Annotated in this window: 12 protein-coding genes and 1 riboswitch; of the genes, 7 read left to right on the top strand and 5 right to left on the bottom strand. The window is 47.4% G+C overall.

Going from position 1 to position 11,282, the window contains the following annotated elements; genetic code table 11:
• The 4 genes from Q0785_RS19285 to Q0785_RS19270 form a co-directional block, all read right to left on the bottom strand.
• A complete protein-coding gene (locus Q0785_RS19285; protein ID WP_298834123.1) occupies positions 1-165 on the bottom strand; it encodes a hypothetical protein in 165 nt (54 codons plus the stop codon).
• 175 nt (positions 166-340) lie between these two features.
• Entirely contained in the window at positions 341-1,267 is a 927-nt protein-coding gene (locus tag Q0785_RS19280) for a carbohydrate ABC transporter permease (protein ID WP_366522852.1), read from the bottom strand.
• On the bottom strand, positions 1,268-2,179 hold the full coding sequence (locus Q0785_RS19275; RefSeq protein WP_298834121.1) for a sugar ABC transporter permease: 912 nt from the start codon (positions 2,177-2,179) through the stop codon (positions 1,268-1,270).
• A gap of 16 nt (positions 2,180-2,195) precedes the next feature.
• Positions 2,196-3,518, bottom strand: coding sequence for an ABC transporter substrate-binding protein (locus tag Q0785_RS19270; protein ID WP_298834118.1), 1,323 nt, complete (start codon positions 3,516-3,518; stop codon positions 2,196-2,198).
• A 248-nt stretch (positions 3,519-3,766) separates the two neighbouring features.
• Here Q0785_RS19270 and ugpC point away from each other — a divergent pair, with 248 nt between their 5' ends.
• The 7 genes from ugpC (at position 3,767) to Q0785_RS19235 (ending at position 9,417) form a co-directional block, all read left to right on the top strand.
• Positions 3,767-4,891, top strand: a complete 1,125-nt coding sequence (gene ugpC, locus Q0785_RS19265; protein ID WP_298834116.1) for a sn-glycerol-3-phosphate ABC transporter ATP-binding protein UgpC — start codon at positions 3,767-3,769, stop codon at positions 4,889-4,891.
• A gap of 22 nt (positions 4,892-4,913) precedes the next feature.
• Positions 4,914-5,017, top strand: a riboswitch (TPP riboswitch).
• 82 nt (positions 5,018-5,099) lie between these two features.
• The gene (gene tenA / locus Q0785_RS19260; RefSeq protein ID WP_298834113.1) at positions 5,100-5,783 is read left to right on the top strand and encodes a thiaminase II; all 684 of its coding nucleotides are present in this window, start codon (positions 5,100-5,102) and stop codon (positions 5,781-5,783) included.
• A gap of 1 nt (position 5,784) precedes the next feature.
• Positions 5,785-6,570: a hydroxyethylthiazole kinase gene (gene thiM, locus Q0785_RS19255; RefSeq protein WP_298834110.1), complete on the top strand. Its 786-nt coding sequence runs from the start codon at positions 5,785-5,787 to the stop codon at positions 6,568-6,570.
• Entirely contained in the window at positions 6,567-7,412 is an 846-nt protein-coding gene (gene thiD / locus Q0785_RS19250) for a bifunctional hydroxymethylpyrimidine kinase/phosphomethylpyrimidine kinase (RefSeq protein WP_298834107.1), read from the top strand. The genes thiM and thiD overlap by 4 nt, the downstream gene beginning before the upstream one ends.
• Positions 7,396-8,049, top strand: a complete 654-nt coding sequence (gene thiE, locus Q0785_RS19245; RefSeq protein ID WP_298834104.1) for a thiamine phosphate synthase — start codon at positions 7,396-7,398, stop codon at positions 8,047-8,049. Before thiD ends, thiE begins: the two co-directional genes overlap by 17 nt.
• Entirely contained in the window at positions 8,046-8,534 is a 489-nt protein-coding gene (gene thiW, locus Q0785_RS19240; RefSeq protein WP_298834101.1) for an energy coupling factor transporter S component ThiW, read from the top strand. Before thiE ends, thiW begins: the two co-directional genes overlap by 4 nt.
• 88 nt (positions 8,535-8,622) lie before the next feature.
• Positions 8,623-9,417, top strand: a complete 795-nt coding sequence (locus Q0785_RS19235; RefSeq protein ID WP_298834098.1) for a YkuS family protein — start codon at positions 8,623-8,625, stop codon at positions 9,415-9,417.
• A gap of 547 nt (positions 9,418-9,964) precedes the next feature.
• On the opposite strand, the gene Q0785_RS19230 is transcribed toward Q0785_RS19235, so the two are convergent.
• On the bottom strand, positions 9,965-11,242 hold the full coding sequence (locus Q0785_RS19230) for an MFS transporter (RefSeq protein WP_298834095.1): 1,278 nt from the start codon (positions 11,240-11,242) through the stop codon (positions 9,965-9,967).
• Between the last annotated feature and the right edge of the window lie 40 nt (positions 11,243-11,282).

The raw sequence follows: 11,282 nt of genomic DNA, 5'->3' as shown, positions 1-11,282 counted from the left end.
TCATAAGCCAATCTGGTTATGCGGCTGAAAACATGCCGCTTCACCAGCCTGTCTTATGTCTTTCGGAGCTGAACGGCCGCTTGCGCTTTTCTTATTGTCCAGACTCCAGCGCCCAGTCCCTCGAGTCGCTTCAGCCTTACCCGCGATGGCAAAGATCGCCATCACCGGTAAGGCTTCCAGCGCTTGTCGGAACTACACGGGCGCTTCCGCTTTTCTTATTGTCCAGACTCCAGCAGCCAACTCCTCGGATCATAAGCCAATCTGGTTATGCGGCTGAAAACATGCCGCTTCACCAGCCTGTCTTATGTCTTTCGGAGCTGAACGGCTGCTTCCGCTTTTCTTATTTCCCGCCAGACGACAGGTTGATTCCTTGGATAAAGTATTTCTGGAAAAAAAAGAACAGCAGAATGACGGGAAGGAGCACGAGAAGCGATCCGGCCATCAGGTAATTCCATTGTGTACTGAGCTGTCCTTTAAATACTGCAAGCCCAAGCTGCAGGGTATAGAGATTTTCATCGTTTAAGTAAAGCAACGGTCCGAGGAAATCATTCCAAGCACCGTTGAACGAGAAAATTGCAACAGTTGCAAGTGCTGGTTTTGTTAAAGGAAGGCCGATTTTCCACCAGATATAGAAATGGCTTGCCCCTTCCATTTTAGCGGCTTCAATCAATTCAGTTGGAATAGTCATATAGAATTGCCGGAGGAGGAAAATGTAAAATGCGCTTCCAAAGAAATGTGGGACAATCAACGGGTAATACGTGTTGACCCAGCCCAAGTTGGAAAATAGGATGTATTGCGGAATGAGCGTTACAAATCCTGGAATCATCATGGTCGACAGAACAATGGCGAACCAAATGCTCTTGCCCCGAAAAGGTATCTTGGCAAAACCGTAAGCAATGAACGAATTCGCCACGACACTGCCGATCACCACAAAGGTCGTAATTGTAATTGTGTTGATGGTATAGGTGGTGAAAGGTGCAGCATTCCAGGCGCGTATATAATTGGTCCATTCCCAGGATTCCGGGAAGAAGGACGGCGGATAGGACATGACTTCTGCCATGGTTTTCAGTGAAGTGGCAAACATCCACCAAAGGGGTGACAGGATCAGCAGGCTTCCTGCAGCCAGCAAGACGAAATTGAATATCCGCCACATATTATTCCGGTTTCCGCGGTGTTCCATGTAGCGTAGTTTTGTGTTGGGGACAAATTGACTTTCGAGTTTATCCTGTTCATCAAGATACTTGGTTTCTTCATTGGTTTTAGCCATTTATTTCTCCTCCCCTTCGTAATGTACCCAGCGAGGAGCCAGCTTCAGGTTGATGATTGTCAAAACAAAGACGATAACAAATAAAATCCAGGACATTGCCATGGCATAACCCATGTTGAAATTCTCGAAGGCCTGGTTCCACATATAAAGGTTGTAGAACAGCAAGGAATTTGCAGGTCCGCCTTCTCCGTTTCCTGACATGATATAGGCTTCCTGGAAAATTTGGAAGCCTCCGATCGTGCTGGTGACAACATCGAAAAATATAACCGGAGTGATCATGGGAATTGTAATATGGAAAAATTGGCGCAATCTGCTCGCCCCATCAATTTCAGCTGCTTCATAGAGGTTTTTTGAAACCCCCTGCATACTGGCAAGATAGAGGAGCATGGATCCGCCGACACTCCAAAGTTTCATCAAAATTAAGGAAGGCTTGGTCCAATCCGGATCATACAGCCAGTTTGGACCGTCGATGCCGACCCAGCCAAGAATGAGATTGACCATCCCGGTTCCAGGCTCAAGCAATTGCATCCAAAGCAGGTAGACGCCGACACCTGACAGTACAGCTGGCAAATAATACAGGGTCCGGAAATAACGGATGCCCGGAACGTTCTGATTCAACAGTGAAGAAATAAAAATAGCGCCTATTGTTGTCAGAGGGACGGAAAACGCCACGTAATAAATTGTATTCCAAAGGGAAGTCCGAAAAAGACCATCTTCCATGATGAGCGATTGGTAGTTTTCCACTCCGGTGAAATTCATCTGTGATGTAATATTATAATCTGTGAAGCTTCCTGCTAAAGAAAACAGTAAAGGCCCGGCAGTGAAAGCGAAGAATCCGACAATAAACGGCAAAATGAAAATATAGCCGTATATGCCTTCCTTACGCCTCATGGTCAATTTTCTTTTTCCCATAGGATTTCCTCCTAGCTCACTGGTTTTCCTCGATTAAATTTTTTACATCCTCTTCCGCTTGTGCAAGTGCTTCTTCGGCGGTCTTTTGACCGAGGAAGAATTCATCGACTTGCGGATTGATGTAATTGTAGAACCCTGGTGCTTCCACGGGAGCCGGTGTAAACAAAGTATCTTCCATGCTTTCAACCGCAATCTGATAGACCATCTGGCCTTCTTCCGTCAACTCATCGGATTCTGTAGCTGCTTCTGCTGCTTCGATATTGGCTACATTATCGAAGTTCTCCACTGCCCAGTACGTCTGTGCTTCTTTATCTGTCAGATATTCAATAAACTCCCACGCCGCTTCCGGATCGCTTGAGCCTTCAGGGATTTCAGCTACGAAGCCGCCGCCCCAACTCGTGTGGCCGCTGCCAGGTTCGTATTCAGGAAGCTGCACCGCACCGAAATTCAAGTCTTCCGCATACTCGCTGATTTGCTGATAGAATGTGGGCTGTTGCACAATCATAGCCAAATCACCGCTGAAGAAAGGGTTTCCCTGCTGACTGTCGATTTGCGCCTGGAATGAATTGACTGTATTTTCCCCGATTCTATCTCTCCATGATTTCAGCCAATTCAAAACTTCAACATTTCTTTCTGTATTGATATTGACTGTATCTGTATTGTTGTCTTCGCCGAAGTAGTTTTGGCCATTGGCATTCAACAGCCAGACATCGTAGCCTACTCCCCAAAGAGGATAGAAGCCAAGGCGGTCATACTCACCATTTTCCTTCACATCCAACTTAGTTGCGTATTCTTCCAATTCAGCCCATGTTTCAGGCGGATCTTCGGGATCGAGACCAACTTCTTCAAAGGCGTCTTTGTTATAAAAAAGGACGCGTGTATCGGTATTGAAGGGAATGCCGTAAGAATCGCCTTCATAAAGTGTCGCTTCCCAAAGTTCAGGATAGAATTTTTCGGAGAAATCCCCATCAGTGAATTCAGAAAGGTTCATTGCCTGATTTTCTTTGCCACGTATTGCAGTTGCATTGATATCATTGATCACGACATCAGGAGGATTGCCCGCTGCAATGGCAGCCAGCTCTTTTGTCCAAATGTCTCCCCAAGGACTGTAGGTATGTCTGACTTCGATTTCATCCTGGGATTCATTGAAGTCAGCAACGATTTTGTCAATGATGGGACGTCTGAGCTCAGAACCCCAGAAAGACCAGAAATCGACGACTGTTTTGCCCTCGTCGTTTACATTGGCTTCTTCATTGTTACTGGTTTGGAAGCCGGCGCAGCCACTTAGCATCAGAGTCATGATTGTCAGAAGAAGCACGGAAAATCGTATGTTTTTCATTGGATGACACTCCTTTTTGTAAAATAAGATACAAATTCTGAAAAACTTCGACTTGCGAAGTGATTCTCGTGAGCCGACGAAACATAGTTAAATGAAGTCCATTTCACTTATTAATTATTAACTAAATATTCTATTATCTTGATAATAAGGAGTATACATCACTTCTATTCGAAATTCCAACATGTATTTGTAATTTACCGACAATTGACTATAATTAAGAATAAAATAGCGGGAAAGGAGAATGCGAAATGGCAGAGATTGAAATTAATAATCTGGGAAAAAGGTATGACAAAGGCGCTCTCGCCGTATCGAATTTCACGCTCCACATTAAAGATGAGGAATTCATCGTCTTTGTCGGGCCTTCAGGATGCGGCAAATCAACCACTCTTCGAATGATTGCCGGCTTGGAGGAAATAACGGAAGGTGAGTTTCATATAGATGGCAAACGGATGAACGAGGTAGAGCCTAAGGAACGAGACATTGCGATGGTCTTCCAGAACTACGCATTGTATCCGCATATGTCGGTTTATGAAAACATGGCGTTTGGACTGAAGCTCCGGAAGTTCAAAAAGGCGGAAATCAAGCGTCGTGTTGATGAAGCTGCGGCGATTCTTGGCCTGGAAGATTTTTTGGACAGAAAACCGAAAGCGCTGTCTGGCGGGCAGCGCCAGCGTGTAGCTCTTGGCCGCGCCATAGTTCGTGACGCCAAAGTCTTCCTGATGGACGAGCCGCTGTCCAACCTGGATGCCAAACTGCGGGTCCAAATGCGCGCGGAGATCGCCAAACTGCATAGACGGCTGAAAACCACTACTATTTATGTAACGCATGACCAGACGGAAGCCATGACGATGGCCAGCCGGATCGTGGTTATGAAGGATGGGTTGATCCAACAGGTCGGCTCTCCGAAAGAAGTATATGATTTTCCGGAAAATCGGTTTGTCGGCAGCTTTATCGGTTCTCCTGCCATGAACTTTTTTGAAGGAAGAATTGATGAAGGAACCTATTTGATGGGGGATAAAGTGATTGATATACCCTCATCTGTAATGACGATGCTGAGAAATGAAGGGTATGATGGCAAGGCGGTGATTTTAGGCATCCGGCCGGAACACATTCATGTCAATAACGAAGATCTGTCGGGTATCCCAGCGAGTGAATTCGAAGCGACCATTACAGTTTCCGAATTGACAGGGGCTGAAACAATCCTGTATGCGGTATATGCGGATCAGGAATTTATCGCACGCATTGATGCTTCTACAACAATTGAAGCTGGCGATACGGCGACGCTTGCTTTTGATATGAGCCATGTCCACTTTTTTGACGACGAAACAGGAAAACGCATAAAAGCTGTAGAATTTTCTGAAACTATGATATAGTGATTTCGAAAACACAAATAAAAAACACCACTAGGGGAGCCGGATATCGGCTGAGACGGGCATAAGCCTGGACCCTTTGAACCTGATCTGGATCATACCAGCGGAGGGAAGTGGCGACCGTCTGCTATTTCCATTATCGACTGCAAACGCCGCTTCCCTTTACTGGGAAGCGGCGTTTTTTGTTTTGTGGAAAAAAGGAGATGGAGAAATGACATTTTGTAGAGAAGTAAGAAAAGAATGCGACAACCTGTGGCAAGCAAGTTTTGATCACCCGTTTGTGAAAGGGATCGAAGACGGGACTTTGCCGATTGATAGATTTCGCTTTTACGTAATGCAGGACGCTTATTATTTGACTCATTTTGCGAAAGTACAGGCTATTGGCGCAGCCAAAGCCACAGATCTGGAAACCACCCAGCGTTTTGCCATCCATTCCGCACATACCTGCAGTGCTGAACTGGCGCTGCATGAATCGTTCATGGAAATTCTCGAAGTCACTGAAGAAGAGTGGGCTGTGTTTGAACCTTCTCCGACCGCTTACGCCTATGTATCGCATATGTACCGCTCATCCGAAGGCGATTTAGCGGATGTGCTGGCTTCCATTTTGCCTTGCTATTGGCTTTATTACGAAATTGGGGAGCGCTTGAAAAATGCGGAACCCGATCATCCAATCTACAACCGGTGGATCGCAACTTATGGATCCGATGAGTTTGGGGCACTGGTCAACGAACAGATTGCCCGTATGGACAGGCTGGCGGAAGGGCTGCCGGAAGCACGCCGGCAGGAGTTGAAAAACCGTTTCCGGAAGAGCAGCTATTATGAATGGAATTTTTGGGATCAGGCTTGGAGAAAAGAATCCTGGTCTGTAGATTCCGTCGATAAAGTAGGTGTCTAATATGCTTCAGCAGATAAGAAGTGAAAATCCGCTTGTCCATTGCATCACCAATCATGTCGTTTCTAATTTTCAAGCCAATGGGCTGCTGGCGATCGGTGCATCTCCGATCATGGGAGAAGCGCCTGAAGAAGCAGCGGAACTTGCGGCATTGTCGCAGGCACTGTCATTGAATATCGGAACTTTACACGCGGAATCATTGAAAAGTATGTTGATTGCCGGAGAGTCGGCCAATCGGATAGGAATACCTGTGGTCCTGGATCCTGTGGGAGCAGGGGCGAGTAATTTCAGGAAGAAGGCGGTCCGCGAAATTCTGGACACAGTTGACGTCAGCGTCCTTCGGTGCAACGCAGGAGAGCTTGCAGCTGTAGCTGGGAAACGGTGGCAGTCAAAAGGTGTTGACGCCGGAGAAGGGCTCCTGGACGTCAGGGAGCTTGCCGTCTCTACTGCTCCGGAATTAGGGTTGGTAGTCGCAGTCACTGGAAAAATGGATATTGTCACAGACGGAAAAAGTGTAACGGAAATTCCTTTTGGTGATCCGATCATGGCTTCGATTACGGGAACAGGCTGCTTGCTCAGCAGTATTGTGGCTGCAGCCTTGGCAGTCCAGCCAGAAGATCCTTTAAAGACTGTCGGCCATGTGCTGCGCTTTTATGCGATTGCTGGACAGGAGGCTGCGAAGTCTGCAGTTCTTCCAGGTGATTTTCAAATCGCTTTCATTAATCAACTTGCCAGGCTGACGGACAGTGATGTGAAAGAATATGTCTATTTACAGGAGGAAATGCTATGAGTAAAATACCACAAACTTTGACGATAGCCGGATCGGATTCTGGAGGAGGCGCCGGCATCCAGGCTGACCTGAAAACATTTCAGGAGCTAGGCGTCTACGGTACATCGGTAATAACTGCCGTGACGGCTCAGAATACGACGGGAGTTACGGGCATCTACCCAATGTCGTCTCAAGCTGTACAAGCGCAATTAGAGGCAGTAGGCAGCGATTTTGAGATTGCGGCTGTAAAAACAGGCATGCTGTTCAATCCGGAAATCATTAAAGAAACTGCTGCGGCCGTTCGAGAGTATGGGTGGGGAAAGCTGATAGTAGACCCGGTGATGATTGCGAAGGGCGGTGCCGATCTATTGCAGCGGGAGGCGGTGGAAGCGCTTAAAGTCCACTTGCTGCCATTGGCTTTGCTGGTAACGCCGAACATTCCGGAGGCGGAAGCGCTGACAGGCATCGCAATCACAGATCCCTTCAGCCGCCAGCAGGCTGCTGAAAAGATTTTGTCGCTGGGAGCAGAGGCAGTCGTCATCAAAGGCGGACATGGGAGCGATCCCCAATATGCAGAGGATTACTTGTTGCAGAATAACGGAGAATCCGTGCTGTACCGCTCAACCCGGATTGAGACTGATCAGACACATGGCACCGGCTGTACCTTTGCAGCGGCAGTGACTGCACAGTTGGCCAGAGGACAGGAACTGCAGGACGCTGTCCACATGGCAAAGCAATTTATCCAAGCTGCCCTCGGTGAACCGTTGAATATCGGTTCGGGACATGGACCAACCAATCATGCAGCGTATAAGGCAAGACTTGAAAAAAATAGGGGGGTGGCAAACATTGAAGTTTTCCGATAAACCGGCCATCTATTTTATAATGGGATCCCGAAATTCGGGGAAAAGAAATCCGTTGGAAGTATTGGAGACGGCATTGAAAGGCGGCATCACCCATTTTCAGTTGAGAGAAAAAGGGAAGGGAGCTTTGACTGGTGCAACATTGGTTGAATTCGCTGAACAATGCCAACAACTATGCGGCGAATATGGTGTTCCATTCATCATCAACGACTTGGTCGAACTGGCATGCCAAATTGGAGCGGATGGGGTGCACATCGGGCAGGAAGATCTGGCTGCCGGACAGACCCGTAAAATGATCGGCAAGGAAAAACTTCTGGGCGTTTCCGTCCACTCCCTGAAAGAAGCGCAAACGGCTGTGAAGGACGGAGCGGATTATATCGGAATGGGTCCGATCTTCGGGACGACCTCCAAGGCGGATGCGAAAAAACCTGCCGGCGTCAAAGAAATTCTACTCGTCAAAAATGAATTTCCTGACTTGCCGATTGTAGGGATCGGCGGAATCACACCCGATAATGCCAAACACGTATGGCAATCCGGTGTTTCAGGGATTGCCGTGATATCCGCTATAGCGGAAGCAGGAAATATTGCAGCACAAATTGCTGCCTTCCAGGCTTCCTGTAAAGAAGGTGCAGGGAAATGAAGACAAGAAAACTCATCTTGATGGCGATGTTCGTCGCTATCGGAGTGGCTGGTTCTGCTTTTGTTTATTTTCCTGCTGGAATCGCGCGTGCATATCCAATCCAGCATGCCATCAATGTTATCGCAGCCGTTCTTTTTGGGCCAGGTCCGGCGGTAGTGATCGCTTTTTTGACGGGTGTCGTCAGAATTTTGACAGGGACCGGATCTCTATTGGCTTTTCCTGGAGGAATGATCGGGGCTTTGCTGGCTGGACTCATGTATGCAAGGTTCGGAAAAATCTGGATTGCTGCTTTAGGGGAAGTAGTGGGTACGGGAATAATCGCTTCCCTGGTTGCCGTACCTTATGCCAAGCTTTTGCTGGGTACGGAATTTGGGGCATTATTTTTTATTCCCCCATTCTTCATTTCCAGCTTGAGCGGTGCTATATTGGGCATTGTTCTGGCTGCTCGCTTGATGAATACGGACAGAATAAAAATCTGGCAGTAGAATATCGAATTTTTAGAAAGAAGTTTATAATTTCGCAATTGAGGGGAAACAGTGAAATATAGACTTTTGAAAAGGGAGTGGACAGAACATGGTGAAAATTGCAGTCGAACATCCATTTACGTCAGTACGTGAAGCATTAGAGAAAAAAGGTTACCAAGCAGAGATGCTGGAAGATAAATCGGATTCAACCGATTATGATGTCATCGTTGTGAGAGATCAGGAAGATTTAGCTGACTATCACATGAGCGTGTCATTGGTTGAAGCAAAAGGCCGTACGCTTTACGAAATCGTAGAAGAAGTGGAAGAGCGCCTTGTGCGCGGCGGTAAAATCCAAGCGCCACAGCCAACAGAAGCTGAACGTAAAGAAAGCGGCGGAGGCGGCGGTTTCTTAGCTGGTGCAGCAACCGGTGCAGTTATCGGTGCAGCAGCTGGCCTATTGTTCGCTCCAAAGAGCGGTAAGGAACTTCAGGAAATCGTTAAAGAAAAGGCGGCCAGCTCTAAGGACGAGAACGATGAAAGTTCAGGCGGCGCAATGGATCAAGTGAAAGAAAAAGCCAATCAACTAAAAGATAAGACGAGCGGCATTACTGAAAAAGCTAAAGGTAAAGCTGATGAGCTTAAAGCAAAACGTGTTGAAAAACAGGAAGAAAAAGAGTTGAAGAAACAAGAAAAAGTCGTCCAAAAAGAAGCAAAAGAGCAAGAAAAGGCTGAAAAAGAACATGAAAAAGCCGAAAAAGCAGTAGAAAAAGAAATCAAAAAAGCCGACAAGGAAGCCGATAAAGAAAAAGGCGGCATCGAAGTTGTTGAACTTGGCGATGCATCTGTCCAAAAAGACAGCACCGGAAGCGTAACTGTAAAGGCTGAAGATAAAAATAAAAATTAATACCCAAAAAGGTGTCCGCCAGATGGATTGGCGGACACCTTTTTATTTGGGGTTGATTAGGGTGCTTAACCAAATCGTCTAAACTCTATTGCTCTCCTGCAGCACTTTGAGCCACCTCGTGCCTGTCGGAGCTGAGCGGCCGTTTCCGCTTGTCGGGGCTAGATGGCTGCTTCTGCTTTTCTTTTTGTCCAGCTCCAACGGCCAACTCCTCGGGTCATAAGCCACTCTGGCTGTGCGGCAAAGGACGCCGCTTCGCCAGATCGTCTTATGCCTTTCGGAGCTGAGCGGCCGTTTCCGCTTTTCAATGTCCAGACTCCAGCAGCCAGCCCCTCGAGTCGCTTCAGCCTGACCAGCAATGGCACAGAACGCCATTACCAGTCAGGCTTCCAGCGCTTGTCGGGGCTTAACGGCTGCTTCCGCTTTTCCTTGTCCAGACTCCAGCAGCCAGCCCCTCGAGTCGCTTCAGCCTGACCAGCAATGGCAAAGACCGCCATTACCGGTCAGGCTTCCAGCGCTTGTCGGGGCTTAACGGCTGCTTCCGCTTTTCCTACTCAACTGCCACCTTATCTACTGGCTCGTGCGGTTTTGGTTCGGGTACGCGGGACAGGACGATGAGACCGAAGACGAATAGGATCACCAGACTGAATACGCCCATGCTTGAATTGCCGGTCACTTGTGAGGTGACTGCTACGAGCAGGGGACCTGTGATTGCCGCGAATTTCCCGAAAATATTGTAGAAACCAAAGAATTCATTGGAATTTTCTTTTGGTACCAGCTTGCCGAAATAAGAACGGCTGAGTGCCTGTATTCCACCTTGGCTAGTAGCGACGAGCATAGCCAGGATCCAGAAGTCTGTAATGGTTTCTAAGAAAAAGGCATAAATACAGACCACGATATATACGCAGATTCCTACGTACAGCATTTTCTTGCCGGTGAACCGATTCGCCAACCGCCCGTAAAGGATGGCAAATGGAGCAGCTACAACCTGGGTGACAAACAGGACAATCAGGAGGTTGGTAGCGCTAAGCCCTAAATCAGTCCCATATGCTGTGGAGAGGGAAATGATTGTGCCGACTCCGTCGATATAAAAGAAGTAAGCAATCAGGAACAGGAATAGCGCACGATACTGGCGTATTTCCTTGATTGTTTTTCCGAGCCGCTTAAAACTTTGATGGACAGGATTAGGTTCTCGCTCAATATAATGGATTTGCTTAACATGGCGGAACATCGGAAGTGAGAAGCAAGCCCACCAAACGGCGGTAATCAAAAAAGCAATGCGGCTGGCAGCGGTGGCAGAAATGGGCAATACGCCATTTTGAGCCAGCAGGATGATAGCAATCGATAGGATAAACGGGATGGTTGAGCCAATGTAGCCAAGTCCGTAGCCAAAGGCAGAAACGCTGTTCATCCGCTTTTCTGTAGTGACATCGACAATAAATGCGTCATAGAATAAGTTGGCACCGGTCGCTCCAAGAGCCGCAAAGACATAACAGATCAGCATCAATAGCCAGTTTTCGCTTGGGACAAATGCCAGTAGGGCGGTAGAGATGGTGCCCAACAGGAAAAAGGCGGTAAAAAACTTTTTCTTCATGCCCTGGTAATCAGCAATGGTTCCCAGTATAGGGCCGATCATCGCCAAAATAAATGTGAAAATCGCAATCGTGTAGCCCAGATAAGCCGTCGAATCGGATAAACTGACACCGGCTTCAGTGGCAGATGCTTTATAATAAATGGGGAAAACTGCTGTCGTGATGATGATGGAGTAGGCGGAACTCCCCCAATCGTATAAAGCCCAGCTTTTTTCTTCTTTCGAAAACTTTTTCATTGTTCTATCCCCTTTGCCTTGCTTTAGCGAACAATGGACA

The organism is uncultured Planococcus sp. (genome assembly GCF_947501725.1).
GTDB classification, from domain to species: Bacteria; Bacillota; Bacilli; order Bacillales_A; family Planococcaceae; genus Planococcus; species Planococcus donghaensis_C.
This window is presented reverse-complemented; position numbering and strand designations above follow the sequence as displayed.